This window comes from Prochlorococcus sp. MIT2309 (assembly GCF_059772305.1).
On record NZ_CM186282.1, the window covers coordinates 488,467 to 514,612 of the forward strand.

General features: G+C 34.8%; 33 protein-coding genes and 2 tRNA genes. 13 read left to right on the forward strand and 22 right to left on the reverse strand.

Annotated elements, in window-relative coordinates; all coding sequences use genetic code 11:
* Positions 1-144 (forward strand): hypothetical protein, encoded by a 144-nt coding sequence (locus AC6EJA_RS02760; RefSeq protein ID WP_498503059.1) that lies wholly within the window; start codon positions 1-3, stop codon positions 142-144.
* Positions 135-365 carry a hypothetical protein gene (locus AC6EJA_RS02765; protein ID WP_498503060.1) on the forward strand — a complete coding sequence of 77 codons (231 nt, stop codon included), beginning with the start codon at positions 135-137 and terminating at the stop codon, positions 363-365. The genes AC6EJA_RS02760 and AC6EJA_RS02765 overlap by 10 nt, the downstream gene beginning before the upstream one ends.
* A gap of 201 nt (positions 366-566) precedes the next feature.
* On the opposite strand, the gene AC6EJA_RS02770 is transcribed toward AC6EJA_RS02765, so the two are convergent.
* Positions 567-953 carry a putative quinol monooxygenase gene (locus tag AC6EJA_RS02770; RefSeq protein WP_498503061.1) on the reverse strand — a complete coding sequence of 129 codons (387 nt, stop codon included), beginning with the start codon at positions 951-953 and terminating at the stop codon, positions 567-569.
* 139 nt (positions 954-1,092) lie between these two features.
* Here AC6EJA_RS02770 and AC6EJA_RS02775 point away from each other — a divergent pair, with 139 nt between their 5' ends.
* Entirely contained in the window at positions 1,093-1,473 is a 381-nt protein-coding gene (locus AC6EJA_RS02775; RefSeq protein WP_498503062.1) for a DUF1330 domain-containing protein, read from the forward strand.
* Positions 1,474-1,532: 59 nt separating this feature from the next.
* Here the strand turns inward: AC6EJA_RS02775 and AC6EJA_RS02780 are convergent, their stop codons facing one another.
* The 6 genes from AC6EJA_RS02780 to AC6EJA_RS02805 form a co-directional block, all read right to left on the reverse strand.
* Entirely contained in the window at positions 1,533-1,799 is a 267-nt protein-coding gene (locus tag AC6EJA_RS02780; RefSeq protein WP_498503063.1) for a hypothetical protein, read from the reverse strand.
* 189 nt (positions 1,800-1,988) lie between these two features.
* Entirely contained in the window at positions 1,989-2,252 is a 264-nt protein-coding gene (locus AC6EJA_RS02785; RefSeq protein ID WP_498503064.1) for a hypothetical protein, read from the reverse strand.
* 202 nt (positions 2,253-2,454) lie between these two features.
* Positions 2,455-2,706 carry a hypothetical protein gene (locus tag AC6EJA_RS02790; protein ID WP_498503065.1) on the reverse strand — a complete coding sequence of 84 codons (252 nt, stop codon included), beginning with the start codon at positions 2,704-2,706 and terminating at the stop codon, positions 2,455-2,457.
* A 79-nt stretch (positions 2,707-2,785) separates the two neighbouring features.
* Positions 2,786-3,082 carry a DUF1330 domain-containing protein gene (locus AC6EJA_RS02795; protein WP_036904084.1) on the reverse strand — a complete coding sequence of 99 codons (297 nt, stop codon included), beginning with the start codon at positions 3,080-3,082 and terminating at the stop codon, positions 2,786-2,788.
* A 114-nt stretch (positions 3,083-3,196) separates the two neighbouring features.
* Positions 3,197-3,823, reverse strand: coding sequence for a hypothetical protein (locus AC6EJA_RS02800; RefSeq protein ID WP_498503066.1), 627 nt, complete (start codon positions 3,821-3,823; stop codon positions 3,197-3,199).
* A gap of 22 nt (positions 3,824-3,845) precedes the next feature.
* Positions 3,846-4,637, reverse strand: coding sequence for an SIMPL domain-containing protein (locus tag AC6EJA_RS02805; protein ID WP_498503067.1), 792 nt, complete (start codon positions 4,635-4,637; stop codon positions 3,846-3,848).
* Positions 4,638-5,218: 581 nt separating this feature from the next.
* Here AC6EJA_RS02805 and AC6EJA_RS02810 point away from each other — a divergent pair.
* Complete coding sequence (locus tag AC6EJA_RS02810) at positions 5,219-6,580, forward strand: zinc-ribbon domain-containing protein (RefSeq protein WP_498503068.1); 1,362 nt, start codon at positions 5,219-5,221, stop codon at positions 6,578-6,580.
* A gap of 106 nt (positions 6,581-6,686) precedes the next feature.
* On the opposite strand, the gene AC6EJA_RS02815 is transcribed toward AC6EJA_RS02810, so the two are convergent.
* From AC6EJA_RS02815 to AC6EJA_RS02825, 3 genes are all read right to left on the reverse strand, one after another.
* A tRNA-Pro gene (locus AC6EJA_RS02815) sits at positions 6,687-6,760 on the reverse strand.
* Positions 6,761-7,355: 595 nt separating this feature from the next.
* Entirely contained in the window at positions 7,356-7,559 is a 204-nt protein-coding gene (locus tag AC6EJA_RS02820) for a hypothetical protein (protein WP_498503069.1), read from the reverse strand.
* Positions 7,560-7,601: 42 nt separating this feature from the next.
* On the reverse strand, positions 7,602-7,778 hold the full coding sequence (locus AC6EJA_RS02825; protein ID WP_498503071.1) for a hypothetical protein: 177 nt from the start codon (positions 7,776-7,778) through the stop codon (positions 7,602-7,604).
* 361 nt (positions 7,779-8,139) lie between these two features.
* Between AC6EJA_RS02825 and AC6EJA_RS02830 the strand changes: the two genes are divergently transcribed.
* Positions 8,140-8,502, forward strand: a complete 363-nt coding sequence (locus tag AC6EJA_RS02830) for a Spx/MgsR family RNA polymerase-binding regulatory protein (RefSeq protein ID WP_498503072.1) — start codon at positions 8,140-8,142, stop codon at positions 8,500-8,502.
* A gap of 36 nt (positions 8,503-8,538) precedes the next feature.
* Here AC6EJA_RS02830 and AC6EJA_RS02835 read toward each other — a convergent pair whose 3' ends face one another.
* Both AC6EJA_RS02835 and AC6EJA_RS02840 read right to left on the reverse strand, forming a co-directional pair.
* The gene (locus AC6EJA_RS02835) at positions 8,539-8,823 is read right to left on the reverse strand and encodes a hypothetical protein (protein WP_498503073.1); all 285 of its coding nucleotides are present in this window, start codon (positions 8,821-8,823) and stop codon (positions 8,539-8,541) included.
* A gap of 233 nt (positions 8,824-9,056) precedes the next feature.
* Positions 9,057-9,182, reverse strand: a complete 126-nt coding sequence (locus AC6EJA_RS02840; RefSeq protein ID WP_498503074.1) for a hypothetical protein — start codon at positions 9,180-9,182, stop codon at positions 9,057-9,059.
* Between the two features lie 296 nt (positions 9,183-9,478).
* Between AC6EJA_RS02840 and AC6EJA_RS02845 the strand changes: the two genes are divergently transcribed.
* Positions 9,479-9,640, forward strand: coding sequence for a hypothetical protein (locus AC6EJA_RS02845; protein WP_498503076.1), 162 nt, complete (start codon positions 9,479-9,481; stop codon positions 9,638-9,640).
* 164 nt (positions 9,641-9,804) lie between these two features.
* Here AC6EJA_RS02845 and AC6EJA_RS02850 read toward each other — a convergent pair whose 3' ends face one another.
* From AC6EJA_RS02850 to AC6EJA_RS02870, 5 genes are all read right to left on the reverse strand, one after another.
* Entirely contained in the window at positions 9,805-10,029 is a 225-nt protein-coding gene (locus AC6EJA_RS02850; RefSeq protein WP_498503077.1) for a hypothetical protein, read from the reverse strand.
* Between the two features lie 46 nt (positions 10,030-10,075).
* Entirely contained in the window at positions 10,076-10,249 is a 174-nt protein-coding gene (locus AC6EJA_RS02855; RefSeq protein WP_498503079.1) for a hypothetical protein, read from the reverse strand.
* Complete coding sequence (locus tag AC6EJA_RS02860; protein ID WP_498503080.1) at positions 10,246-10,548, reverse strand: DUF3303 domain-containing protein; 303 nt, start codon at positions 10,546-10,548, stop codon at positions 10,246-10,248. The genes AC6EJA_RS02855 and AC6EJA_RS02860 overlap by 4 nt, the downstream gene beginning before the upstream one ends.
* Positions 10,549-10,896: 348 nt before the next feature.
* Entirely contained in the window at positions 10,897-11,235 is a 339-nt protein-coding gene (locus tag AC6EJA_RS02865) for a hypothetical protein (protein ID WP_498503081.1), read from the reverse strand.
* A 34-nt stretch (positions 11,236-11,269) separates the two neighbouring features.
* A tRNA-Lys gene (locus tag AC6EJA_RS02870) sits at positions 11,270-11,341 on the reverse strand.
* A 113-nt stretch (positions 11,342-11,454) separates the two neighbouring features.
* Here AC6EJA_RS02870 and trmFO point away from each other — a divergent pair.
* Together trmFO and crtH are read left to right on the forward strand one after the other, a co-directional pair.
* On the forward strand, positions 11,455-12,852 hold the full coding sequence (gene trmFO, locus AC6EJA_RS02875; protein ID WP_498503082.1) for an FADH(2)-oxidizing methylenetetrahydrofolate--tRNA-(uracil(54)-C(5))-methyltransferase TrmFO: 1,398 nt from the start codon (positions 11,455-11,457) through the stop codon (positions 12,850-12,852).
* A 57-nt stretch (positions 12,853-12,909) separates the two neighbouring features.
* The gene (gene crtH, locus AC6EJA_RS02880) at positions 12,910-14,463 is read left to right on the forward strand and encodes a carotenoid isomerase (RefSeq protein ID WP_498503084.1); all 1,554 of its coding nucleotides are present in this window, start codon (positions 12,910-12,912) and stop codon (positions 14,461-14,463) included.
* Between the two features lie 19 nt (positions 14,464-14,482).
* Here the strand turns inward: crtH and AC6EJA_RS02885 are convergent, their stop codons facing one another.
* The gene (locus tag AC6EJA_RS02885) at positions 14,483-15,244 is read right to left on the reverse strand and encodes a response regulator transcription factor (protein WP_498503086.1); all 762 of its coding nucleotides are present in this window, start codon (positions 15,242-15,244) and stop codon (positions 14,483-14,485) included.
* Positions 15,245-15,334: 90 nt separating this feature from the next.
* Here AC6EJA_RS02885 and AC6EJA_RS02890 point away from each other — a divergent pair, with 90 nt between their 5' ends.
* Positions 15,335-15,601 carry a DUF6761 family protein gene (locus AC6EJA_RS02890; RefSeq protein WP_498503087.1) on the forward strand — a complete coding sequence of 89 codons (267 nt, stop codon included), beginning with the start codon at positions 15,335-15,337 and terminating at the stop codon, positions 15,599-15,601.
* A gap of 7 nt (positions 15,602-15,608) precedes the next feature.
* Here the strand turns inward: AC6EJA_RS02890 and grxD are convergent, their stop codons facing one another.
* The 4 genes from grxD to AC6EJA_RS02910 are packed head-to-tail and all read right to left on the reverse strand — an operon-like array spanning position 15,609 to position 17,474.
* Positions 15,609-15,932 carry a Grx4 family monothiol glutaredoxin gene (gene grxD / locus AC6EJA_RS02895; protein ID WP_498503088.1) on the reverse strand — a complete coding sequence of 108 codons (324 nt, stop codon included), beginning with the start codon at positions 15,930-15,932 and terminating at the stop codon, positions 15,609-15,611.
* 27 nt (positions 15,933-15,959) lie between these two features.
* Positions 15,960-16,190 carry a BolA family protein gene (locus AC6EJA_RS02900; RefSeq protein WP_498503090.1) on the reverse strand — a complete coding sequence of 77 codons (231 nt, stop codon included), beginning with the start codon at positions 16,188-16,190 and terminating at the stop codon, positions 15,960-15,962.
* A 16-nt stretch (positions 16,191-16,206) separates the two neighbouring features.
* Positions 16,207-16,785: a hypothetical protein gene (locus AC6EJA_RS02905; protein WP_498503092.1), complete on the reverse strand. Its 579-nt coding sequence runs from the start codon at positions 16,783-16,785 to the stop codon at positions 16,207-16,209.
* Positions 16,786-16,787: 2 nt separating this feature from the next.
* A complete protein-coding gene (locus AC6EJA_RS02910) occupies positions 16,788-17,474 on the reverse strand; it encodes a lysophospholipid acyltransferase family protein (RefSeq protein WP_498503093.1) in 687 nt (228 codons plus the stop codon).
* Positions 17,475-17,743: 269 nt separating this feature from the next.
* Here AC6EJA_RS02910 and AC6EJA_RS02915 point away from each other — a divergent pair, with 269 nt between their 5' ends.
* The 4 genes from AC6EJA_RS02915 to AC6EJA_RS02930 are packed head-to-tail and all read left to right on the forward strand — an operon-like array spanning position 17,744 to position 26,144.
* Positions 17,744-18,478 carry a pyridoxine 5'-phosphate synthase gene (locus AC6EJA_RS02915; RefSeq protein WP_498503532.1) on the forward strand — a complete coding sequence of 245 codons (735 nt, stop codon included), beginning with the start codon at positions 17,744-17,746 and terminating at the stop codon, positions 18,476-18,478.
* Positions 18,479-18,500: 22 nt separating this feature from the next.
* Positions 18,501-21,791 carry an exodeoxyribonuclease V subunit gamma gene (locus AC6EJA_RS02920; RefSeq protein ID WP_498503095.1) on the forward strand — a complete coding sequence of 1,097 codons (3,291 nt, stop codon included), beginning with the start codon at positions 18,501-18,503 and terminating at the stop codon, positions 21,789-21,791.
* A 22-nt stretch (positions 21,792-21,813) separates the two neighbouring features.
* Positions 21,814-22,380: a methyltransferase family protein gene (locus AC6EJA_RS02925; RefSeq protein WP_498503096.1), complete on the forward strand. Its 567-nt coding sequence runs from the start codon at positions 21,814-21,816 to the stop codon at positions 22,378-22,380.
* Positions 22,380-26,144, forward strand: coding sequence for a UvrD-helicase domain-containing protein (locus AC6EJA_RS02930; protein WP_498503098.1), 3,765 nt, complete (start codon positions 22,380-22,382; stop codon positions 26,142-26,144). The genes AC6EJA_RS02925 and AC6EJA_RS02930 overlap by 1 nt, the downstream gene beginning before the upstream one ends.
* Positions 26,145-26,146: the final 2 nt, after the last annotated feature.

Sequence of the window (26,146 nt, forward strand, 5' to 3'; positions counted from 1 at the left end):
ATGACAATAACTACTCGCTCCGAGAGAAAAAGTAGACCTCTCGATGCGCTGTCGAAATTAGATACTGGCTGGGGAGTGGGTGACACTATCAGCTATCTAGTGAGGGACTACAAATCACTCATAGGAGTGCGAATTTGGATGTAGCATGGACAAGTACAGAACTGTGCAAGAACTTTGATAGGACTGAAAATGCAGATATGTTGGCTTGGCTTTTGACACAGAATCAACGTGTCGCTGTTAAGTCAGAAGAAGATAAACAGTATGTAGCTGCTGTTGGTTGCTATCGATTGATCTACAATTTGATTTTTAAAGATATGGAAAAGAAACAATCTAAGTCTACTTTTCATGGCAACTACAAAAGGTAATTACTGATCTCATGACGTATTGGACTGCGACTGGACAATAGTGAGTAGTTTTCAGCTTCAAGTGACAGCGATATGAGACGGCAAAAGCATTGCAAACAGGTCAGCCAGTCTCAAAAAATCCATGCGTAACTGTCGTACAAACAGTTATACAGACCTAAACCATCGACAGTCAAAAGAAAACTAAAAGTAAGGAGTTATGAATTAGACCCTGCTATAACCAAGCTTACTTTCAAAAATTTTCAATGGTAATCCAGTTGCTACCATAGCGGCTTTACATTTATCACCAACAGTTCCATAAACTTCGACAGTGAAATTATCGCCAAGTTCTGCATGACCTTGTAAATATTCTCCTACAGGTGGATTTGCTAGATGAGCAAGGAAAGCCTCGTCATTTTTATAAACTTCGGACCAAACAAAACAAAGCGGATTTTCAGGATCTTGATCAAAAGTGTGGTGTAACATTCCTGGTTCAGAATCCTGCACTGCTTTGTCAGTTTTGGCGGCGAGCAATAGATATTCCTGAACTTTATCTGGCTTAACTTGAATACGAGCAAGAAGAATGAAAGGCGTCTCAGCTCCGAATGACATTGAATTTATTTGATTTAAACAAACATTACTTATTTCTTATAAAGTTTTTGTTTCTAAAGGCCGTGTGTCAGCAAGAACAATTATTCATTAGGCAGTTAATTAGAAATTAGATATTCTCTCAAAGATTTTGAAAATTAAAATGAAAACAACTGCGATTGTTGGAGTTGCTGCTGCGGCGATAGGTCTTGTAGTCGGTTCACAACTTCCTAAATCTGGAACTGCAGGTTATGCAGTCATTACTGGAACAACAAAAAATAGAGAGGCCGCTAAAGAGTATTTCCAAAACATTAATCAATTCTCTAAAGAATGTGGATTTACTACCCTAGTGCTTGATCGAAATACAGATATTCGAGAAGGAAATAAGAAAGGAGATGGTGGTCCTCTAACTGTTATTGCAAGACATCCAAAGGGGAAGGATGCAGCTATCAAATGCTATGAATCTGATGAATATCAAAGACTGAAAGCAATTCGAGCACCTCATACCAATTGGAATTTCCGTATCACAGAGGGAAAGCAATAGAAATAAAAAGGGGGCAATTTGCCCCCTCATGATCGTCTCTCATCAACTGACCATATCTACTAAGCAGTGACTTTCTCCTTCTCCTTCTTGGCTGGAGCAAGAGCTTTGATCTCCTCTTGAAGTTCATGCTCACGTTTATCAAGCACCTTGACTCGAGCTTGATAACTCTCTTCCAACCTCTTACGAGAAGTCTCGATATTCTCGAGTTCTTCTTCTCTTTGGTTACGCTTGATTTCTTCTAGCTGACTATCAGAGACGACATAAACTGTTCTCATAGGAGAGAAGAAAGAATCAGCGAATACTGCGTCAAATAAAGAGGAATACATTACATTTATTTAAAAGGACATATCTACTTTGACTCGACTTATTGGAATTTAAAATGTTGCAAACCGAAGGATTAAATACGGCCTCTACGACCAAGATCGGTTGATACTACTAATTTATTGGGTATACCGAATTATCAATATAATGATTCTTATAAAAATTTATTTTTATGCAATTCAATAAACAAGAACCTACAAAGGTCCTTCGAGCTTATAAACAATATCTTTGCAGTTATTAGCTTTGTCCCATTCCCTAGTGAAAGGATTATCGAGGATTTTTGCAAAAGCGTCTAAGCTTGTGACGTTATAGAAAGAGTGTGATTTATGGTCATTGATTTTGTTTAAGTCATAGTCAATAACAACTCCATCTCCATATTCATTGACAAACTTTTCAATCGTTTCTTCGTAGTACTCAAAGGAGCAGTCAAAAGTACATACAATAAAGAGTTTTTTCATCTAATCCAACCTATCTGCATAATCTCTGAGAATTTCTGCAATCACATTTGGTGGAATTTCTTCTTGAGCGTCCTTGCAAAGATCAAAGAACTTATCCATGAACTCTTTTCTGGTCATGTTCCTGAATGTGCCAAATTTTCTCTATTAAAGGCTCAAACTATCTTTTGTGGCTCTCGGCACTAATACTCAAATTTCATTGAAGCTACCAATCTAGATATTCTCCTTCGACTGGTTCTTCGTTGAAATCTCCCTTTTTTATACCAGCAAAATATTCAATTAAAAATTCTGGCAGCTTTACTTGTTCTTCCAACTTAGGCGTCAGTTTCTTTACTTGCTCAGTTTTAGAATCTTGATTAGTTTTGTCTTTAGAGCAACCGCTTTCACCCCAACCCCAAGCAAGAGAGGGACTTCCAATAACTGAAAAGGCAAAAACTAAGGAAATAACCTTTTTCACTTTGAACTTAAAAGTAGGTAATATCTTAAGAGAATTTTTCTTTAGCCGTTAAATCCATTCAAATCAAACTGAACATTTATTAATGAGTTACTCCGCCATCAATGATGGTGATATTGGTATCTGTTGAATTTGCCCAACGTAATTTGCTTAGTTCTTGATATTCCGAACTATTAAAAGCATCAATTGCAGCTTGCTTCGAGGGAAACTCAATGATGACTCCTAATTTTCCACCCTTTCCTTCAACAGTTTCGGCTTCCATGTCTTTGGCAAAAACTGAGCCACCTACCGATTCAACCCAAGGCTGAAATGCTTCAACATATTCAGCAAAAGCTGGATTCGTAACTGTTGTAGTAACGAGCCAAAAACCCTTAGCCATCAAATAAAAATCAATTCATGAAATTTTTACATACTACATCTGGTTTGGATAGAAATATCAGAGAATCAAATACCGAAGCTCGCAGTTTCTTCAAACAACAAAAAGCCTCTGGTTCTAAACACATAGTTTTTCTCGGGTAGTAGGTGAATGGGGTTTTGTTGAAAGCTCTGCATCTATCCATATTTTTAATAACTCTTCGATGAATCCCATGAAACAGCCAAACCAGAAAAGTGGTAGCTGCAAAAATAAAATCGATAAGCTATTAAACCTTCCAATATCAATAAGCCAGTGGCTAAGAAATAGAAAAATCAAACAACCAAAGATATTGAGAGAAGTGTCCTTTGGGTTGCCGAGATAATTTGAACTTGGAATTAGTAAATTTCTAAAGCCCTGAATGAGTCCAAAACTGAATGTTTGGGTTGCTCCATATCCCCATGCTGAAAATGGAACCCAAGCTCCGTGTTCTGGAATTGCTAGGACTCCCTGAATGAGAATGAAGATCCAGGCTGCATAAAAAACATAACGAATGATTTTTTTTCTTTTTGTATGTCGTGTATTCCATGCCTTAATCTTTCTATCTGTTTGTAATAGAAGCCATTCCAAATCTGGATCACTGCAATACCCAGGACCTACACAAGCTTTCCTACCATCTTGATGTTGATAGATTTGTTGATAGGTAGCTTTCCCTTCCGTGTCAGTGCCATCAATCAACATGACGATGCGCCAGTCACCTGTTTCCATGAACGACATTTTTTAAACCTGTTCAATTGACTTCGAATGTGACTCCCATCACAGCGGTAATGTCTTTATTAATTGTGCTTGTGTCATAAGACCCCCAGCTACTTACTCTTGTTGAATTGGGTACTGTTATTTGGAAAACGCCAGTATCAACCTTCCTTACACTGCCAAGTTCTGAACCGGTTTGATAGACAATAGCTTCTGCTCTTGTATGTGCATCCTTTGTCGCTTTTGCAAGCATATCTACACGCTTAGCTGCGAGCTTTGTGTATGTGAACTCTGGTCGCCTGGGCCGTACAAGGACTCCCTTGCCAAGTAACTCACTTATCTTTCTGTAAGTTGCATCAATATTAAAAACATCATTACTTTCAATTTCTATCCATTGAGTTGTCACCCATTTCTTAGAAATAATTTCACCTGTTTTTGGATGTTTACTTATTTCTGTTGATGTAGATGCAGGTAATAAAGCTATTGTTTGGTAGTCATTATTTTTAACGCCATAACGATCAAGGAAAGTCATGGTCTTTTCAATAGAAGACTTATGTTTTTTATAAGAATCAACCTGAGAATTTCCAGTCGTTTCAACCTTTATATCCCATTTCGCAATATCACTTTCGATTCGTTCTGTACTCGCTCCGGTAACTGTGATTGTGTTCGCTGCAGGTTTCAGTCCATCAACCAGAATCTTTGATGCACTTGTAAATCCAATAAGCCCACCAATGGATAAAACTGTTGTGGCAAATACTAGAGGAGGAGTGCGTCGAATAATTTCAACCGCATTAAGAGGTAAAGCTCTTATGAGAGATAGAACTTTCATGGGATTCAATTGTGAGGAGTTGTAATTAGCGAAAAATCAATTCAATTCGTATAAATGAATCTCTGGCTTTTTCTTAATTGACCAAAGAACTGGAATTTCGCTTCCCATCAGCACAGTCTTAACGATTGTGCTGATTTGTGAGTTGGTTCCTGATAATGCAATATCTTCATCTGGCTAGCAAGAGTTTGGATGTACTAATTGATCGATAAGGATGGAAAGATTTAATGGAAGCCATGGAAAGGGCGCACACGTGACAAGATCACATCAATTTTTCAGTAGTGATTAAAAAGTTAACAAGGTTCTTTTTTTGCTGGCTTTTGTCAGCTCTCGCTGCCGACATAATTTTCATTAAAAAAGCGAGTCTGGTTAACTCGCTAGTATGACTTGGATTCTAAGAATCGGGGCGACAGGATTCGAACCTGCGACCTAGTGCTCCCAAAGCACCCGATACCCCTTAATAAGTGATTGAGTTTCTAGGCTATAACTAGATTTTTATTAAATACAAAGCGAAGATTCGCGAATGGACGTGTAGATTTTGTGTAGATTTTGTGTAGAAAGCAAAAGGCTACTATCTAAAAATTGTGGCTATCTCAAGAGCAAAAGATCTTACTAAGCTCAACCCCTTCGGGCGATTGACTGCGATAAAAAGAGTTCCTAAGCCAGAGGGTCTTAAAGGAAGAGAAGCTTATTGGCTTTGTAGTTGCTCATGTGGAAACCCAGAGTTAATTGTTGTTAGAAGGAGCTCATTGTGTTCTGGTAACACGACTAGTTGTGGATGTGTTGTTAAGGAACATAATTGGAAATGTCGAAACGACAAATTCCTTGAAATAGGGGTTAATGATTTAAAAACTCTTCATCCAGAAATTGCAAATGAAGCCTATGGTTGGAATCCTTCTGAATATCTCCCCGGGAGCAAGCACAAAAAGGCTTGGAGATGTAAAAAGAGCCATCCACTATGGGAAATATCAATTGATAACAGAGTTAGAAGTAAAACCAGATGTCCTTATTGCTCTGGAAAGCTACCAATAGTTGGCGAGACTGATCTCAAGACACTGCATCCAAAAATCGCTGCGCAAGCAGATGGATGGGATCCAACAAAATACACAGCTAAAAGCGATAAAGAACTTCCTTGGCTTTGTGATCTAGGCCATTCATATCTACAAAGGATTTCAGGTAGAACTTATAAAAAATATGGTTGTCCATATTGTTCAAATCAAAAAGTATTAATTGGTTTTAATGACCTAAAAACAAAGTTTCCTGATATCGCAGCAGAGGCAAATGGTTGGGATCCTCAAAAGGTTGTATATGGGAGCAAAATTCCTAAGCAATGGATATGTAAACGTGGCCATAGATGGATTTCAACTCCACAAATAAGAACCAGAAATCTAACAACCTGCGATTATTGTTCTGGTCATTTACCTATTGTTGGCGAGACAGATCTAAAAACTCTTTTCCCAAAGATTGCGGCAGAAGCAGATGGTTGGGATCCCACTAAGTTCGTACCTGGAAGCCATGAAGCAAAAAACTGGAAGTGCCAAGAATGCGGATTTAAATGGGGTCCAGTATTAATAAAAAGCAGAACAGGCGACGAAACGAAATGTCCTATTTGTGCCGACAGAGGAGGATATAGAAGAGATGAAAAAGGTTGGTTGTACTTGATGATCAGAGAGGATGAACAGCAAATTGGGATAACCAATCAATTAAAGAAGAGATACGAATACCACAAACAGAGAGGATGGAAGCCACAAGACAAGGCAATAGGTCCTCTTGAGGGAGATTTGATTTACAAGATGGAAAGAAAAATCAAAGATTGGCTCAAAGAAAATGTTGGAACTATTAATGGAACCACTGAAAATTGGGAAACCTCAAAATTCAAAGTCGCGACATTGAAAACATTGTTCAAAAAGGTTGGTCTGGAACTGCCGAAAAACAAGATTCAATAGATCTCATTCCAAGCGAATTAGGCAGTCACGAGCTTTTGTGTAGTTTTTGTGTAGATGGCAAATTCGCATAAAAAAAGCAAGGGCTGGGAACCCTTGCTATCACTGATCGGGGCGACAGGATTCGAACCTGCGACCTAGTGCTCCCAAAGCACCCGCGCTACCAAGCTGCGCCACGCCCCGCTAGATCAATTGTATGCTTTTTATAGAAACCAAGGAATATTTAGTGTTGAAATGATTTTTTTCTTTTATGATCATTTACGTTTTAGAAATTCCAATTAAGAATTGCTTAGCATCTAAAGTGTTTGATCAAACTTACCAAGCAATTTATTTTTGATAAGGCAACTTGTAGTCAGCCTGGTTCATGGGTATCCAATCCCATTTGGAACAAATAGTTATTTGATAGCCGATAATGTAGACGGCTAAAATGACATTAAAGAGATTAACATGATTTATCGGAATTGAATGATCCATTTAAATAACCTGACTAAGTTATCTTAGTCTGATAATGAAAAATTCGTGGATAAATTTCTATATTTGTCTTTTTAATTAGTTTCGGTAATTACGATAGTCAACTAATTAAATTTCTTAATATTGTAAGAAAAATAATAAAAAAAATGAAAGAATCCGATTATCATTATTTAAAATTATTATCTGGAAAAGAATTTGAAAGAACTTTAGAGTTACTAGAAGATATTGTAAAGTCTGATTCTAACTAACATTCCTTAGAACTTTTTGATCGTTTGTTCGAACATTTTAAAGCCAATTATAACTAATTTCACTCTTTAAAATCTTCTTTCCAGGAATTGATAAAGCCTTTCAAATCAAAAAGTTCTGACCTAATTTCATCGAGAGATTTTCCACGTTTTTTTTCCTCTGATGTCAAGGGTATCCAGTTCCAATCTAGTGTTACTGTAAGCAGATAACCTACGAGCAAATGCCATATAAAAATTGAGAGTGGGTTTGCAAGTTGAGGTGCCAAAATTTATCCGTGCATGTGTCCATATTCTACTAAATATAAAAATTAATCGGAAAAAAACTGTTTTTTGATATCAGAAATAGATTTACCTCTTTTTCTATCCTCATTGGATAAAGGTATCCAATCCCAATCAAAGAAGAGAGTAATACCAACTCCGAAGATAATGTGTCCAAAAACCACACCTGCAACGTCAATAACTGAAATAGATTGGGTTTCGATCATCGTTTCAGACTTCTCTGAATAGCTACCAGGGGATTCTAACTCTTTAAGACTTTATGCATAAATCAATTACATTCAAACTGCTGGGAAGAAAAGCCTGTATAACTTCAAAGCTCTTTATGAGAGAATTATTCTCTTACCTTATAAAAAATTTATAGTAAATTTAAACTTTTACTATTAATATTTTTTTAGTACAAAGATTGTAATTCCTTCTCAATACAAACAGTTATTTAAATTATTGATGTTAATTTTATCAATTAACAACATATATTTCTATTAATCTCCTTAAATAATAAACTTTTACAGCTTCACTAAACCTACAAGAAAGCAGTAGAATTTAATCAAAACACTAAAACATCACATAATGAAAGAATGTACAATTTTTCTATATTCTCGCTGTAACACATGCAGAAAAGCAAAAAGATGGCTTGAAAATCAAAAAATTAATTTTACCGAGAAGGATATTATTTCTGAACCACCAAATAAAGCTTTTCTTGAATTAGCCTTAAAAAAATTAGACAACAAAAAGTACCTTATAAATACTAGTGGTTTAAGCTATCGAAAAATTGGGGCCACTGCAATAAAAACAATGGACAATGAAACACTAATAAGTCTATTAAGAAAAGATCCTAAATTAATAAAAAGACCATTTTTAATAGATAAAACTAAAAATATTTTATTAGGTTTCAAAGTCGATGAATGGGAGAATTTATTCTTGACTAAATAAACTTCCCAAAAATAGAAATCTTATATTAGTCATCAACTATAAGAATTTAAAAGGAAAGAATATCAACTCTGGTCCAGCCAGAATAACTGAACAACCAACAATTATAGCCACAATTTGAACGCCAAAGTACTGTTTCCATCTATAGCTAAATAAACTTCCATCATTATCAAGTCCCCATCCCGTTTTCGGCTCATTTTGGGGAAGCCCATAAAAGAAAATTTGTGATATTTGGAAAATAATTACACATCCGATTATTGCTGCCAAAGGGTTAAAACCACCAATAGCAAATGTCGCGAAAAGGCTTGATGTAATTGGAATCATAAATTTTGACTAATTTATTCACCTCTATTATTAGCTGATATATAAAAATCAGCACACATGCGCAAATTTAATTTACAAATTATTATCTAAAAATTAATTATTTAAAAAATTTCAAAAAAAAAAAAAAAAAACCGCGCGCACATTAACTAAATTGAAGAAATTTAAACTTTCATTAATTTAGTTAATATTAACAGGCCTAATCCAAGGTATAGGTAAAAGTACTTCCCGTAATTTTAGACTTGTGCGTCAATATTTGAGGTCTTTCTATGAAAACGCTTTTCTATAGTTTTAAATATCATTATTATAATTGGAATATGAGCAATTCCACCGACAGCTGCTATTTCTGGAGAATAAGCCATTAGTTGCTTTATAAGTTTGTTTAGCTTACAAAATTGATAGAAGTATTTTCAATGTTTATAAGATTTGTAATTTTTATTAATTAAATCGAATAAATTTTTAAGCATCCTAAGATTATGCAAAAAAAGCAAATCTCATTAAAAATTTATATTTTTTTGACATCAAAGATTTTTTTTTTATGCCATTTACATAAATAGAAACAAAATACTCCAAATAGGCATAATCTATTGTTATGGAATTTCAAAAAGATCCATAAGCTTGTATTTGACAAATTATGAAAAATTTACTATAAGAGTACATGGCTCATTCAATAAAGAAAAAATTAAGTAAACTTGATTCAATCTCAAATTTTGAGGAGATAGATCATCGTTTGGCCAGCGGATGGCATGTTGAGATAGAAGGGAGTGGTCAAAGAAAAAGATATTTAAGACAATTAAAACAGCAGAAAAAAACTGCTTAATTCAATTAGCTTGTTATTTAAAAGTACAAAATGAACTTTGAAGCAAGCGCTGGCATTTTGATACTTTTTTTTCTATGGGTTATTTTCGCAACAATTTGGTGGTCAAAAAAAATGAAAAGACTTAAAGCTCAAATTGAGGAGATGAAAAACAATAAAAAAATTAATTAAAAGATTTTCCAAGTTGCATCTTCAGGAATATCTGGAGGTACATCAGAGTTGAGTGGCTCCTTTAGCGCAACACGCCATTCAGGGACTCTGCAGGGAAGGAAAGAGGGGTTTTCAATCAAAATGCCTGGATTTTCATCTTTGGTTCCTGTAAACCCCCCTTTCCAGTAGCCCTTCTGGTTTAGAGCTCCTTTAAACCAAACCCAACAGTTTTCTCTCAGCATAAATGCTAATTTTTTATTATTTTAGGCCAAAAAATTATATTGAGTATTATTCTTCATCATTATTTTTTCTAATAAATGAATCCATAAGTTCTTTGTATTCATTTTCTCTAGAACTTTTAATGAATCCCACTATGAATAAGCCAGAAAAAAACAACGTAATTCCTATGAGGACAGGACTAAAACCCATCTCCGTAAAGGTGAGGCCAAAATAAAAGGTCACTTCTTTTCCTCTTTTACTATTTGAACAAATTCTTCAGTGGTCAGACCAGGCTTGTAATCCCAAGTCATTCCAAATTTTTCACGCCACGGCCCAAAGACCTTATATAGAACTGCTGCGCTCTCAGCTCTGCAAAGAACTACCCCAGTGCCATCCTGAGGAGTATGAACCCAGGCAATCCTCTCGTATCCTGGTGGCAGTTGATTTGAGCGCCCACTCTCTACGTAATCAATGAGAGCATCAAGTGCAAATGTTTGGTCCTCTGAAGATTCAAATTTCCAGGACACTACGTAAAGCTGCATTCAAAATAATCAGAATATCGTCCATTGTTATACCTCAGATAAAAAGAATCAATCCTATTAGTTTTAATTCGTACAATTGAAACAGAGATTATTAACTTTAAAACCAAGCCACCTAGCTACTTACAAAATTGAAAACTAGGGAAAGTTTTTCAAAAATCTTAATTGAAAATCTTTATATTGATGATGAATTTATGAACAACCAAAAATAAAGAATTAAATTTGCACTTATAGCAGCAGCAACAGAAAGCCTTTTCATTTGACAAAATTTATTTATTTACATCAAACAAAAGAACAAAGACTTTATCGACAATTTGTGTTTACTTCAAAACAAAAAATCAATTCGTCAATTTATCGATAGTAAATCAAACTAGACCTACATCTCTGGAGTGATTTTTTAATGACTTCTAAATCAAAACTTCGTTGATCTGTGCCCCTTTGAAACTGGGGAGGTACTACTAAATTATCTTTCTTGTCGAGCCTTATTCTTGTTGAAAACCAGGTCCCGCTGTTTAAAAAAGATGCTCTACAAAAAATCTTGTTTCCAGAGCCGCTGACTTTGCGCTCTATTATCCATCCTCCTATTTCATCTAATCTAGTAAATTCTTCGAGTCCTGCATGCACACCAAATAAAAAAAACGTGCTCCATGCAATGTTCAGCCAAAAACATTTAACCAATACAAATTTCATTTAAATATCTTGATATTCAAGCTTAAAATTTTTATGGGTCGCCTGAGATTCGAACTCAGGACCAGCCGGTTAAAAGCCGGATGCTCTACCGCTGAGCTAGCGACCCATGAAGATATTTTCCAGATTGAAAATATCACGGTACCCATAGTGACAGAAAGTGGTTATGAAAAGAAAGTAATTTGTTTTGATTGAGGTCAATCTTATGTTGGTTTCAAAAAATTGAGCGAAACACAACCAATTTTGGTGATCGGTGCTGGACTAGCTGGGGCTGAGGCTGCATGGCAAATCGCCCGGCATGGAATAAAAGTCACTCTTTTTGAAATGCGGCCTAAAAAAAAATCTCCCGCACATCACTCAGAGGAATTTGCTGAGCTGGTTTGTAGTAACAGTTTTGGTTCTCTTAGTAAAGAGAGAGCTGCAGGTCTATTACAACAGGAACTCAGAGAACTTGATTCACTGATTATAAAAACCGCTGACAATCATTCAGTGCCGGCGGGGGGAGCTTTAGCTGTAGATAGAGGAAAATTTAGTAATTCTATTACAAACAAACTTGACACAAATCCACTTATTGAAATCCATAGAGAGGAACTGAAGTGTCTGCCCAATGCAAGTCAAATCACTGTTTTAGCTACAGGCCCGCTTACAAGTGATTGCTTAGGAGATTCCATTAAAAATTTTACAGGTTTGAGTGAATGTCATTTTTTTGATGCCGCAAGTCCCATTATCACGGGAGAAAGTATTAATTATGAAATTGCTTTTAGAGCAAGCAGATATGACAAAGGTGATTCAGATTATTTGAATTGTCCGTTAAACAAAGAAGAATACTTAAATTTCAGAAATGCATTAATTCAAGCAGAACAGGCCGAAATTAAAGATTTTGAAAAAAGCCAAGCAAAATATTTTGAAGGTTGTCTCCCTATCGAAGAATTAGCAAGAAGAGGGGAAGACACTATGAGATATGGCCCACTTAAACCAATAGGAATATGGGATAAAAGGTGGGGAGATTTGTTTGATAGAGAAAATAGGTTAATAAAAAGGGCTTATGCAATCGTTCAATTACGCCAAGAGGACAAGCAAGGTAGGTTGTGGAACTTGGTTGGATTTCAAACAAACTTGAAATGGGGAGAGCAAAAGAAAATTATTAAATTAATTCCTGGACTAGAAAATTCAGAATTTGTCCGATTCGGTGTGATGCATAGAAATACATTTTTAGAATCTCCAAAACTACTCTCTCCAACTCTTCAATTCATCAAAAGACCAACCTTATTTGCTGCCGGTCAAATCACAGGAACTGAAGGCTACGCTGCGGCAGTTGCTGGAGGTTGGATTGCAGGGACAAATGCCGCCCTATTAGCAAAGGGTCATATCCCTCTTGACCTGCCTCCAACCTCCATGATGGGATCTTTAACTAACTACGTAAGCGGCTCATTTAAAAATTCAAAGGGATCCAAAGATTTTCAACCAATGCCACCAAATTTTGGACTTTTACCTGAATTAGATACTCGAATACGTAATAAAAACCTCAGATATCAGGCGTATAGCCAAAGAGCATTAAAAGAAATTGAAAAAATAAGGAAAACTCTCAAATCTTTGTCCATTCCTGATAGTAAAGTTTGACAAGTAACGAGAAAATTGCTCTCTACTGGCTTTTATTGTTGATTGCGATTGATTATTATGACTAATAAAAACAAAGTACCAGAGAAACTTGATGCAATTGTCATCGGCTCAGGTATTGGTGGATTAGTTACAGCGAGTCAACTTGCCTCGAAAGGAGCCAAAGTTTTAGTCTTTGAGAGTTACAAGATACCTGGAGGCAGTGGAGGTTCCTTTGAAAGGAAGGGATATACATTTGATGTAGGAGCATCTATGATTTTTGGCTTTGGAAATAAAGGTCATACAAATTTATTAACACGTGCATTGTCAGACATTGGCGAATTTTGTGAGACGATACCTGACCCAGTTCAGCTTGCTTATCATCTGCCCAACAATTTTCATATTGCAGTTAATAGAGACTTTGATTCGTTTATCGAAAATCTGATTATAAAATTCCCTCATGAAGCAATTGGAATCAGGAAGTTTTACGAAACCTGCTGGCAAGTATTTAAATGTTTAGATTCCATGCCACTTTTGTCAATTGAGGATCCGGCTTATCTTGCAAAAGTTTTTTTTAAAGCTCCTCTTTCTTGCCTTGGCCTTGCGAGATGGCTACCTATTAATGCAGGAGATGTCGCGGCGAGATATATTAATGACAAAGAATTGCTAAATTTTATAGACATAGAGTGTTTTTGTTGGTCAGTTATGCCCGCAGCATTAACACCAATGATTAACGCTGGTATGGTTTTTTCAGATAGGCACTATGGTGGAATCAATTATCCAAAAGGTGGTGTAGGGCAAATAGCCGAAAAACTTGTAAGCGGGCTTAAAAAAAATGGAGGTGATATAAAATACAAATCAAGAGTAAAAAAAGTTTTAACTGACGGAAAAGAAGCAACAGGGGTGGAGCTAATAAATGGTGAGAAGTTTTTTGCAAAAACAGTTATTTCAAATGCGACCAGATGGAATACATTTGGAGGAGAAGGTATCGAAGAGCCCCTAGTAGATGCACAAAAATTTGGCTTTAACCAATCAAAATGGCTTAAACGTTATAAACCCTCCCCATCATTCCTTTCATTGCATCTAGGCGTTGAGGCAAAAGCTATTCCTGTGGGAGCACATTGTCATCATCTCATTCTTGATAAATGGGAAAATATGGAAAAAGAATTTGGCGTTACTTTCATCTCAATTCCAACTTTATTAGATCCCTCTTTAGCACCTGAAGGCAAACACATTGTCCACGCATTCACACCTTCATCAATCTCAGAATGGGAAAATCTTTCCAACAAAGATTATCTTGCCAAGAAAAAAATTAGCTCTGAAAAAGTCATAAAAGAGATAGAGAAAATCTTTCCAAATTTAGGCACAATGATTGACCATATTGAGGTGGGAACGCCCAAAAGTCACAAGAGATTTTTAGGAAGACATCAAGGTAGCTATGGCCCAATACCTTCAATGAGACTTCCTGGACTGCTACCAATGCCTTTTAATAGCACAAAGTTAAAGAATTTTTATTGTGTAGGGGATTCATGCTTCCCAGGTCAAGGGTTAAATGCAGTTGCATTTAGTGGATATGCATGTGCTCATAAAGTGGGATCAAGATTAGGTATTAACAGATGGTCCTTACCTGAATGACATTTGGATCAAATGAATCTTAAGAAGGCAAGCTATCTAAACTAAATCTGTACCCCTGCTGTCGAACTGTCGTAATACCGCCACCATCTCCTAATCCAGCCTGCTCAAGTTTTCTTCTTAAAGTAAGCACCTGAGTATCAACTGATCTAGGCCCTCCACTAAAAGGAGGCCAAGCCATTCTCAGAAGCTCATTACGACTTCTTACCATACCTGGCGGCATCAAAAGAGCACATAAAAGAGCAAATTCTCTTGGAGATAGCTCCACGGGCTTCTCTCTAAGAGTTACTTGACGTAGCAGCAGGTGAACTTCGAGCGGGCCAACCGTTACCCTCTCTTGCAAACCAATCCTTCCTCTTTTGAGCAAAGTTCGACATCTTGCGGCTAATTCTTCTAAACCAAAAGGTTTTCTTAGAACATCATCAGCGCCTTCATCAAGCAATCCGACTAGAGGTTCTACTCCTGTTCTAGCTGTAAGTACGATGACCGAACAACCAAGCTGCTGAGCAAGCCTCAAGGCGGAGTTCTGTTCAAGGAGTTCGGCACTTACTAAAAGATCCGGAGATTGATCCCTGCAAAGATCCACAGCTTCGCTAGCTGAGCTAACAGCTGCTGCAAGATGTCCATCTTGCCTAAGCCTCTGTACGAGAACAGTACGCAAAGTGGGATGGGGCTCTACTACGAGGACTTTTGAAGGACTCTGAGTAGTGCTTTGATGTGACTGAGACCCAGTAGGAACTGGACTCTGTTCATTTGATAGGAGGTCTGAAGTAATAGAGGTCACAGGCCTGAAATGGCTCAAATTGAAAGAGCTCAGTTAAAATAAAGCATCCCCGCGACAATCTGTCAGCGATGAAGGTGGAGATTGCACACCATGACATCATTTGATGCACCTGAAACAATAAGGCACTTCCAATCAATTTGTGATGCTTGCCAGGATTTAGTAAGCAATTATCACACCCAATCAGAACTTAGACTGTATGCAGATGGCTATCTAAACGCCCTCAGAAACAGCAAAAACCTCTCAAGAAGAGATCAAGAGAGGCTTGAAACAATTATTGAAAAATGGATTTTGGATCCATCAAGTTTCGTTGGACCTGATGGTGATATGAGGAATTTGTATTTTCAAAAAGAGATATAACTTATTCTTAAGAGGCCAAAGCTATCTCAAGTTTTTCAAGAAGTTTTCCAGAATTGTATAGTTCAATCAAAATATCTGATCCACCCATAAATTCTCCTTTGACATAAACCTGAGGAATTGTTGGCCAGCTTGAGAATTCCTTTATTCCTTGGCGAATTTCCATGTCTGAAAGCACGTCATAAGTGTCAAAATTCACTCCAAGGGAATTCAAGATTTGTACTACGTTGTTTGAAAATCCACATTGAGGCATCAATTTAGTACCTTTCATGAAAACCATGATTGGACTTGAATCTATTAAGGATTGAATCCTCTCTCTTGTTTCAGCTTCCATAGTGAAAATTTTAAATTGTTCAGTTAGTTAAGTAGGGACAGAAGTATTCAAGGCTAAAGCATGAATGCTCTCATTAGCCATTTCCTTCGCTAATGCTCCATAAATCAACTGGTGTTGTTTTATCAAAGATAGTCCCCTAAAAGCATCAGAAATCACATTAACTTGAAGGTGATCGCCACCTCCATTTAAGTCCTCTACGGTGATTTCTGCATCGGGGAGGACCTTTTTGATTGCTTGCTCAACTTCTGATTGAATCATTTGAAAAAGTTTCGATTTAATTGTTAGATCTCATACCAGCATAGGGAGTCTCGACAAAACCCAGCTCTAAAAGAGATTGATAGGCTTTTTGGCCTTGCTCTCTTGTAGGTGTCATCAATTTAACGACCTCAACAAGCAATGGAACAGCGACTTCAGGCTGTTTTTGTTTTCTAAAAATTGCAGCAAGACGAAGGTTCACATCAGCTAAAAGAACTTGAGCTTCTCTCCCTTTGCGATCCATCTCTTTTGGAATCCGAGCGTCTATTCCTCTGAAAGCACCATTTACATCTCTGTAAAATCCCAAAAGTTGTTTTGTCAAAATTCTGGCCTTATCAAAATGTGCACGAGCTTGCTTGAGATCATTAGATTTGATTGATTCATCACCTCTTTTTAACAAGCCTCTCACTGTTGAAAGATTTAACCCAGATGTTTGATTCGCTAAAACCTTATAAGTCGCAGATGATGGAGAAGTGCTTTCTGCCCTGATTTCCCCTAAGGGAGAGAAAATAGTCCCCAAAGTTATCAAGAGAAGAGCCTTTGCTAGACCTTTCGGCATCTTTTTTAAATCAGAATATAAACAAGACTCTATATCCATACTTATCTTCGGCCAACAGCTTTAAGTGCATTATCCTCGGCTGATTGCATTCTTTCAAGAAGCTTGAGATTAAAATCAAAGACTGATTTTCCTGAATAATCAGAAATATTCATAGGCTCAGCAAAACAAATAGCTGCTCTTCCACAGGGCTTTGGAATTGCCTCGCTATATCCCAAACCAATTGGGAGAACAGAAACATCAATACCTTTTTTGAAAGCAAGTTGTGCTAGTCGGAATAATCCTTGTTTGAGTTTCTTTGAACTTTCTGATCTTCTAATTCGACCCTCAGGAAAAACAACTAATTGCTGTCCCTCAATCAATAAATCAACGGAATAACGCAAACTAACAAGAGATGGTCTTGATTGATCGATCGAGAAACAACCCAGCCTGTTAAGAAACCAACCTTGAATACCACGCATTTCTGAACGAGTAACCATAAAGCGACAATCCCTTTTGGTGACTCTTCTTCCTGCAGCCATGGTCAACATCAAAGCATCCCACCTTGACCTGTGAGTAGGAGCCAAGATTAATGAACCACTTAAAGGTAAAAACCGACCCCCTATTACGATTCTTTCACGAAAAAAAGTTTTTAACGCCAAATCCTGCGTCACAGTCATGGCCAAAGTACTTAACAATGGGTCAATTCCAAGACATGCATTTTTCTCTCGTTTAACTTTTGCAGAGTACACCTTAAATATGAAACTTTATTTTTTTACGTTACCCACTCAGTTCACAAAATAAAAATTATCGGGGCAGTTAAACCAGCGTCTAGATTCTGGAAAAGAGTCAAAAAACGTACAAAATAAAAATTTACGTCATGAGTAATCTTGTAAAAACATAAAGTTCATAAGGTCCAAAAATATTGATATTTTCTCAATATTTTTTTCGGTATTTTTTTTAAACAATTTCTTCTAACCAAAATTATTTTATTTACGATTAAGGTCTATGCATGTTTTTAATGGCAAGTCTTGGCGTGAATATCGACCACATTGCAAATGCAAGAGAAGCTCGAAAAACAAATGAACCTGATCCAGTCAGCCTCGCAATACTTGCAGAGATTGGTGGGGCTGACGGAATAACTGTTCATCTAAGAGAGGATCGTAGACATATTCAAGATCGAGATCTCAAATTGTTGAAAGAGATAGTTCGTCTCCCTTTGAATTTAGAAATGGCAGCAACACCAGAAATGCTAAAAATTGCATTAGAAACAAAACCCAATATGGTGACTTTAGTACCTGAAAAACGTGAAGAAGTTACTACAGAAGGGGGACTTGATATTGTCTATCAAAAATCAAAGCTTTTAGACTTTATAGGTACTTTAAAAAGTGCGGGCATCCCCGTGAGTCTTTTCATTGACCCTGAAGAGACGCAGGTAAGCGCATCTGAGGAAGTAGGAGCAAAATGGGTTGAACTCCATACAGGCAATTATGCAAGTGCTAGAGAAGAAACTATAATGCTTGAATTTTGCAAAATAAAAGAAGCAGTTTACTTTGCAAGACACAAAGGGCTAAGAGTTAATGCCGGGCACGGTCTTACATATCAAAATGTTGAATCAATTGCATCAATTACTGGAATGGAGGAACTAAATATTGGTCATACGATTATCGCTCGTGCTATCGCAGTTGGTCTGAAAGAAGCAGTGAAAGAAATGAAGAGACTAATAATCTCACCAAGAAGAGACTTAATTTCTTGATAAATATTTTTTATAAAATAAATTGCTAAATATCTACCGAAGTAATAGAGCAGAGTGGCTAGTAAACTTGCTAGGTGAGCATTTAAAAATTGCCCCACCTCCAGTTTATGAACCTTTAAATATAATAGTAAACTCTTTTACTACTAGTAGATGGATTAGTGAAAGAATAGCTTTTACAAATGGAATAAACTCACAAATTAAATTTCCATTCCCCCGCTCCTACTTTCTAAAGATAGCTAATAAAATTCTTGAAATTGAAGAGGATAGTAAAGACGAATGGAAATCAAAAGAACTTGTTTGGCCTATTCTTGAAAATCTATCATCATTTCTATTAGATAACGATGTAAAGATATTATCTAATTGGTTAAAGGATAAAGGTGAAAGTGATGATGTTATAAATATAAATAAATGGCAGCTCGCCAAAACAATCTCTGACACATTAGATGACTACATATTATACAGACCGGAAATGATTGAATCATGGGTTAATGATAAAAATACAAATATAAATACTGAAAAGAATAAACATATTATTTGGCAAAAAAAAATCTTCAAAATTATTTATTCATATACTAAAGAGGATCCAATTTCTTTAAAAATCAAGAAGGCTATAAATTATCTTAAAAAAAATAAAACAATTAATTTCGTTCTCCCTCAAAACATATATTTTTTTGGTGTAAATAATTTACCTCCTATATATCATGATTTCATTAAAGCTTTGTCTGGCAAAATTGATGTTCAGATATACCTATTAACTTCATCAAAAGATTTGTGGCATAGGCTTGAGAGCAGAAGACTGAGCATTGGAAGGGAATGGATACAACCTGTTAATCAATCATGGTTATTAAGTGCACCAAGGCTCGAAGCTGCTTTGGGAAAAATAGGCTCAGAATTTGAGCAGCTTTTGGAGGGAACTGGTGAGAATCAATTTGGAGATGTCGTTGAAAAAGACTTTTTTGCTAGCCCTGTGAAAATTGCTAAAAATGAAAATAGGCATCCATCTTTATTAGAGCAATTACAAGAAAAATTAGTTTTAGATAAAAGTAAAAGCAAACTTTCGAAACTTAAAGACGATAATTCAATACTTTTTATAGGCTGTTCAAATGAAAGAAGACAAGTTCAAGTAATCCGAGACCAGATAATTCAATTACTAGCCCTAGAAATAAGCTTGGAGCCCAAGGATATAATTATAATGACACCTCAAATAGAAAAATATGCTCCATTGATATCATCTGTATTTAATGACAAAAAAGCTACTAATGTTGATATTCCATGGACGATTACTGATAGTAATAATTATAATGAAGAAGGATTTGCAACTTATATTCAGTTAATACTTGAACTATCAGCAAAAAGATTAACATCTATCACTCTTAATGATTTTTTGTCCACAACTGTTATAGAAAAAATATTTAAATTTTCAGCTGATGAACTTAATAAAATAACTATTGTCCTAAAAGAAACTGGTTTTAAATGGGGTTTAGACGCTGAAGAGAGAGATGGTAATGATATCCATAGTCTCAATTGGTGCTTGGAAAGGTGGATTTTAGGTATTGCAATTCCCTCTAAGCCTGGATTAGCTCCTGGTGGTATTGCACCATACTCAACAAATCTCAGTACTGAAATATTATTTAAATGGTATGAAATCCTTACTTTGATTAAAAAACAAATTAAAGATATAAGGAAATCAAAGACAATGTATGAGTGGTCAATATTTTTTCAAGAATTACAAAATAAACATTTCAAGAATAACTGGGTATTAACTTCTCAAAACAAATCTTTTAACATTGAGATGAAAAAACTAGTTAAAGAATCTGAAAAATGTAATATGAAAATTGATTGTAATGTAATAAGTCAGATTCTTAACTTAAATATTAATAATAAAAAAAATAATTTTAGCTACAGATGCGGAAAAATAACTGTAAGTCCATTAGAACCACTGACTGCAATACCTCATCAAGTTATTATTTTAATAGGACTAGACGATGCACATTTTCCAGGAAAAGTAAATAAATATGGATTTAATTTATTATCAAATACTTACAAGCTGGGAGATCCTAGTCCAATAGATCTTGACAGATATTCAATACTCGAAAGTATAATCTCAAGTAGAAAGAAACTAATATTTACATGGAATAATGTTAACGAGAAAAGTGGTGAGAACCTTCCACCTTCGAGTCCTATACAACAAGTTATTGAATATCTATCCAACGAAATTGGATCAGAAAAAATTAGTGAGATATTCATTAATGCCCCTGCAAATCCACTTGACAATAAAAACTTTATTAAATTGCCAACAAAGCTATTAATTAGTTGTGATAGAAGAAACCTGGAGACAAATATTTGGATTAGCAAAAATAAAATATCAAAGCAAACAGCATTAGCTCTCCCGCTAAATTGGGAGAACTATTTTAAACACGATTCAAAAGAGATTTCTTATTCATGCCTATTAGATTGGATTGTCGCTCCACAGTTAGCCTGGTTGAAACATTACAACGTAAATCCAAAAGAATGGTTTAATCGCTTGGCTGATATTGATGAACTATCCTTAGAGGAATGGACAAGAAGCGAACTAATTAAAAATAGGATTAACAGTAGTGAGAATATCAAGAAGTCATTTGATGAAGATGATAAAACGATACATAACAATATATATTGGCGAGAAGTGACTAATGGTATGGGAGTACTACCTCCAAAATCTGCCAAACAAATAGAAATTGATTTATTGGAAAAAAGATGGAGTAGCCTTAAAGAAATTTTTAGTAAGTATAAGAAAATCAAAAACTTGCTAATGGAGTTTGATGATATTACTAGAGAATTAATTTGGGCTGATAATTATTGTTTTTTTATTGACTATGGGAAATTAAAATATAAGACTATTATGGGAGCATGGCTTAATCACGTACATATGTGCTCAATCAAAATGGAAATCACAGGAACAATTATTGTCTCAAGGAAAACAACAGATAAATATAACATTGATATTGAGTTTAAACCCATAGAAACAAATGAAGCCAACAAGATATTATCGGAAATGAAGAATTTAGCTCTACAGGGAATTGAAAATTGTTGGCCAGCTCCGCCCATAAGTAGTTGGGTATATGCAAATGCTAAAAGAAAAAATCCTGATAAAGTTGAAAAAATCTTCGAAAATTCTTGGGAGGGAAATTCATTCGTTAACGGTGAAAATTCCAAACCAGAACTTAAAATATGCTTCGGAAATGAATGCAGAGCATCAGTATTTTTAGAAAGTAAAGCATTTAAATACTGCGTTTCAAAACTCTACAGCCCAATGTTTAACTACATTAAATAAGAATTTAAGAATAATTAACTTTATGAAAAAAGTAAATTTCCTCTCTTTAATTTATAGAATTAAGTCAATTTTATTTGATTGGGGTTTCTCATGGAAAGGTATCAGAAGTAATCACAAGGGAGAATGGTTATTAATTGGTCAATTGTTACTAATCGCTGCGAATTTTATTAAACCCTATAGAATAAATGTGAGATTAGATCCAATCATTGGATTTTTATTTAATATATTCTCTTTTTTCGCAATTGCCTTCGGGTTATTAATAATTTTAAGGGCTATATTTGATCTTGGTAATAGCCTGAGTCCACTACCAGAACCAAAAAAGGGCGGTAAATTAATTAATAGTGGAGTTTACAAAGATTGTAGACATCCGCTTTATCAGGGATTAATCATATTCTTTCTTGGGATTAGCATATTTCTTCAAAGTGTAATCCATCTAATAATATTATTATTACTATCCTTGCTTCTAATTAAAAAAGCTAAGTTAGAAGAAAAAAAACTTCAGGAGTATTATAAAAACTATAAGTTTTCCTCAGAAAAAAAATATGCTATTTTTAAAAATACACCATATTTTGATTGGAATATAAAGTGATGAATATAGAAACAAAAGAATTCAATAAATTTATATTTGAAGCAAATAAATATCCAATAGATAAAGGATTTCAATTAATTGAAGCAAGTGCAGGGACTGGGAAAACTTTTTCTTTAGCTCATATCGTAATCAGATTATTAACAGAGAAGGAAATACCTATTGAAAAAATATTAATTGTGAGCTTCACTAATGCAACGGCTGCGGAATTGAGATCAATAATCACAAAACGAATTACGCAAACAATTAAGGCCCTTGAAAATATAGAATCATTGAATAATAGTCAAAATGACCTCACTCTTGTTGATTGGATAAAATTCAATGGACAATCATCAGGTACAAGAAAAAAATGGATTTCAATATTACTTAATTCAATAAGATCGATAGATAAAGCAGATATTACAACTATTCATGGATTTTGTAGCAGAACACTTAAAAGAGAGTCCTTATCATTAGGTTCTCCTTTTAGTATTAATATACAAGACAATAATGATGGTAAATTAATTAAAGAGGTTATATATGAATATTGGGCAAAAAATATTTTAGATCTTGAAGCTGGTCACATCAGAGGGCTTAATAAAGCCGGATTCAAAATTGATTTGCTTGAAAAAAATCTAATAAAAATTGAAAATAATTCAAGCATGAAGTTTAAAGATTTAGACAATAAAAATAGTCTTAAAGATCAATTTATCCAAAAATATACTAAATACTGGAATGAATTTATTGAAGAATGGGAGATTAATGGAGATAACCTTGAAAGAGAGCTAAGGCTTTTCGCAGACAACCTTAAAAAGATTGGAATAAAAAATACAAGGCCATATTCATCGAATCCAAAAAAGGAGCGGAATCTTTTAATATCAAGTTGGATAAAATCATATAATCAAAAAAACGATTTAATTAAAGAAAAACGGTTACCTTTCTATGACGAAATTTTAAACCCAAAAAACTATCTTTCTGATTATTATCATCCATCTAATTTCTATAATCTGAAAGATAAATATGAAATCAATGATATTCCTAATTATTTAGAAAAATTACATGAATATATTGCAAGAATTTGTGATGGGCCTGCAGAATTAGTCTGGAATCATGCCCTTTCTAACACTTTAAGTCTTTTAAGAAAAAAAAGGAAAGCGTCATTGACACTTACAAGTTCTGATCTTTTGAGAGAACTTGATCCATTAGACATTGAAGAGGGAGTTAGTTCCAATAGAACAATTGAACTTAATAGTGTATTCAATAAATTAAACAAACGTTATCAAGTTGGATTAGTCGATGAGTTTCAGGATACTGATCCAGTTCAATGGAGAATATTAAGCAATGTATTTACATCAAAAGAGTCTCAATTATTAATATTAATAGGAGACCCTAAGCAAGCTATTTACAAATTTAGAGGTGGAGATTTAAATACTTATCTAAAAGTAAGAAAAGAAGTAGATAGAATTGATGAACTAAAAAATAATTATAGAACTACGCCTATTTTAATGGATGGGTTAAATAAATTTCTAAAAAATGGCTTGCTGCGTTCAAGATTACAAATTCCAAATTTAACGCCTAAATCAAATTTAGAATCATTTGTAAAAGAAGATGAATATCCATTACAAATAGTACATGTAAAAAAAGAAAGTATAAAATCTGATCGTGACAATCAAGACTCCAAGCAGTATTTTGAAAAATTAATTCCAGGATTAGTAAGTAATAAAATAATTGATTTATTAGAAAAATATTCTAAAGATATAGACCCATCAGATATATGTGTCCTTGTTAATACACATGAGCAGGCTGAAAGTATTCGAAATTCACTATCGTATTCCAATCTGCCTACTAGATTAATAAGCAAAGGAGATATTTTCAAAACAGAGGGGGCGTATGTCCTACAACAATTTATCAACTGTTTATCTGATCCTGCTAATTCGACGTATCTTCATTTAATTGCTTGCTCTCCACTAATACAGTGGCCCATTTCGCATTTAGGCCAAGCACAATCACAACTAAATATTGATGAACTCTCCAATAAATTTGTAAAACTAGCGCAAAAATTTCCAGAGATAGGGCTACAAGGGTGTATTGCTGAGATCCTTGAAACTAAAATATATGGGCAAATGTCAACGATGGGGAGATTATTAAGTGACATAGATCAATCCTCTCAGCTTGTTCAGGAAGAGATATATCGCCAATCATTAGATATAAAAGGGGCTGCAAGATGGTTACAGGTCACCAGATTGGAAACTGCGTCCTTAATTGACGATAATCGCAGACCAAACAGTGACACAAATGATCAATCAATTAATGTCATTACTATTCACAGAAGTAAAGGGCTTCAATTTAAAGTAGTAATCTGTCCCTATTTGTGGCAATCCCCACCAGAACCTAAAGGTATTCTTTGGGAAACAGACGAAACAATCTATTGGGAACTTTGCGTTAATACAAATTGGGGAAGGGGAAAAGTTCTTCAACAAAAGTCCATAAGAGAATCATTTGAAGAAGCGGAAAGGCTTGCCTATGTTGCATTCACTCGTGCTCAAAAACTGTTAATAATTTTCTGGGGTCAAGCTTTTAAGCAAGAGGGCAACCCACTTTCAAGTCTTCTGCTTGGTCACCAAATAATTAACTCTCAGTTAGATTACAGTAATGAAAAGGTAATAAAAGACCTCTTGAAAAAAAATAATCTGCCAATATCAATATCTATTAAAACTAAAAGTGACGCTATTAAACAATGGGTAAAATGTATCCCAAGAGAGAAAACATCACTTGGTCCAATACCAAATCGACCACTTGAAAGAACATGGGGTAGACATAGTTATTCATCCTGGGTTAAAAGTAATAATGAAAAAACGAATATACCTTTAAGAAATAATGAATTCGATATGGATGGTGAGACAACAATACTTGATATTAGTGAGGATAAAAAAAATTTGTCTCGGAGATTACTTCAAGAAAAAAATTGTATATATGAAAAGAGTCCTTTATCAGAATTTCCACGAGGAGCTAATGCAGGTGAATGTTTGCACCGAATTCTGGAGAACTTAAACTTTCAAGCTGATATTTATTCGACTGAGTCAACATCATTAATTAAAGAAGAGCTAAATAATTTTGGAATAGAATCTAACCAAATCGAAAAAGTACAAGAATGTTTATCAAGATTGCTTTATTTGCCTCTCAGTAAAAATCTTAGATTTAATAATTTAGAAAAAAATAATAGAATACATGAATTAAAATTCGATCTGCCACTTTCAAAAGAAGGATCTACAATTAAAGCACTTGATATTGCAAATATATTCAAAAATAACGTTAACACAAATATTCCAGATGACTATTATAAAACTATAGAAAAACTAAATATTAATAGTAATGGATTATTAACTGGTTCAATTGATTTAATTTTCTCTGAAAAAGGAGATAATTCTAAATGGTGGATTGTAGACTGGAAAAGTAATTGGATTGGCTCCGATCCAAATCTTGATCTTTCACCAACATGTGGACCATATCATTATTCTAAGGAATCAATGGAAAAAGTTATGATTGATCACCATTATCACCTGCAGGCCCATATTTATTTAGTCGCTTTACATAGATTATTAAAATGGAGACTAGTAAACTACTCTCCATCTTTTCATTTAGGTGGGTATATATATATTTTCCTAAGAGGGTTACCAAATAGAATAGAGTTAGAGTCAAAAGACCAGTCTCAACAAATATCAGGAGTATATATAAATACAATTGCCCCCAGAGATATTATTGAATTTAGTAATTTATTCTCAGAGTAGAA

Excerpts from the sequence above, each read along its gene's own strand:
- AC6EJA_RS02760 (WP_498503059.1), top strand. The coding sequence starts at position 1 with ATGACAATAACTACTCGCTCCGAGAGAAAAAGTAGACCTCTCGATGCG.
- AC6EJA_RS02770 (WP_498503061.1), bottom strand. The coding sequence starts at position 953 with ATGTCATTCGGAGCTGAGACGCCTTTCATTCTTCTTGCTCGTATTCAA.
- AC6EJA_RS02775 (WP_498503062.1), top strand. The coding sequence starts at position 1,093 with ATGAAAACAACTGCGATTGTTGGAGTTGCTGCTGCGGCGATAGGTCTT.
- AC6EJA_RS02780 (WP_498503063.1), bottom strand. The coding sequence starts at position 1,799 with ATGTATTCCTCTTTATTTGACGCAGTATTCGCTGATTCTTTCTTCTCT.
- AC6EJA_RS02785 (WP_498503064.1), bottom strand. The coding sequence starts at position 2,252 with ATGAAAAAACTCTTTATTGTATGTACTTTTGACTGCTCCTTTGAGTAC.
- AC6EJA_RS02795 (WP_036904084.1), bottom strand. The coding sequence starts at position 3,082 with ATGGCTAAGGGTTTTTGGCTCGTTACTACAACAGTTACGAATCCAGCT.
- AC6EJA_RS02800 (WP_498503066.1), bottom strand. The coding sequence starts at position 3,823 with ATGGAAACAGGTGACTGGCGCATCGTCATGTTGATTGATGGCACTGAC.
- AC6EJA_RS02805 (WP_498503067.1), bottom strand. The coding sequence starts at position 4,637 with ATGAAAGTTCTATCTCTCATAAGAGCTTTACCTCTTAATGCGGTTGAA.
- AC6EJA_RS02825 (WP_498503071.1), bottom strand. The coding sequence starts at position 7,778 with ATGATCGAAACCCAATCTATTTCAGTTATTGACGTTGCAGGTGTGGTT.
- AC6EJA_RS02830 (WP_498503072.1), top strand. The coding sequence starts at position 8,140 with ATGAAAGAATGTACAATTTTTCTATATTCTCGCTGTAACACATGCAGA.
- AC6EJA_RS02835 (WP_498503073.1), bottom strand. The coding sequence starts at position 8,823 with ATGATTCCAATTACATCAAGCCTTTTCGCGACATTTGCTATTGGTGGT.
- AC6EJA_RS02840 (WP_498503074.1), bottom strand. The coding sequence starts at position 9,182 with ATGGCTTATTCTCCAGAAATAGCAGCTGTCGGTGGAATTGCTCATATT.
- AC6EJA_RS02845 (WP_498503076.1), top strand. The coding sequence starts at position 9,479 with ATGGCTCATTCAATAAAGAAAAAATTAAGTAAACTTGATTCAATCTCA.
- AC6EJA_RS02850 (WP_498503077.1), bottom strand. The coding sequence starts at position 10,029 with ATGCTGAGAGAAAACTGTTGGGTTTGGTTTAAAGGAGCTCTAAACCAG.
- AC6EJA_RS02860 (WP_498503080.1), bottom strand. The coding sequence starts at position 10,548 with ATGCAGCTTTACGTAGTGTCCTGGAAATTTGAATCTTCAGAGGACCAA.
- AC6EJA_RS02865 (WP_498503081.1), bottom strand. The coding sequence starts at position 11,235 with ATGAAATTTGTATTGGTTAAATGTTTTTGGCTGAACATTGCATGGAGC.
- crtH (WP_498503084.1), top strand. The coding sequence starts at position 12,910 with ATGACTAATAAAAACAAAGTACCAGAGAAACTTGATGCAATTGTCATC.
- AC6EJA_RS02890 (WP_498503087.1), top strand. The coding sequence starts at position 15,335 with ATGACATCATTTGATGCACCTGAAACAATAAGGCACTTCCAATCAATT.
- grxD (WP_498503088.1), bottom strand. The coding sequence starts at position 15,932 with ATGGAAGCTGAAACAAGAGAGAGGATTCAATCCTTAATAGATTCAAGT.
- AC6EJA_RS02900 (WP_498503090.1), bottom strand. The coding sequence starts at position 16,190 with ATGATTCAATCAGAAGTTGAGCAAGCAATCAAAAAGGTCCTCCCCGAT.
- AC6EJA_RS02905 (WP_498503092.1), bottom strand. The coding sequence starts at position 16,785 with ATGGATATAGAGTCTTGTTTATATTCTGATTTAAAAAAGATGCCGAAA.
- AC6EJA_RS02915 (WP_498503532.1), top strand. The coding sequence starts at position 17,744 with ATGGCAAGTCTTGGCGTGAATATCGACCACATTGCAAATGCAAGAGAA.
- AC6EJA_RS02925 (WP_498503096.1), top strand. The coding sequence starts at position 21,814 with ATGAAAAAAGTAAATTTCCTCTCTTTAATTTATAGAATTAAGTCAATT.
- AC6EJA_RS02930 (WP_498503098.1), top strand. The coding sequence starts at position 22,380 with ATGAATATAGAAACAAAAGAATTCAATAAATTTATATTTGAAGCAAAT.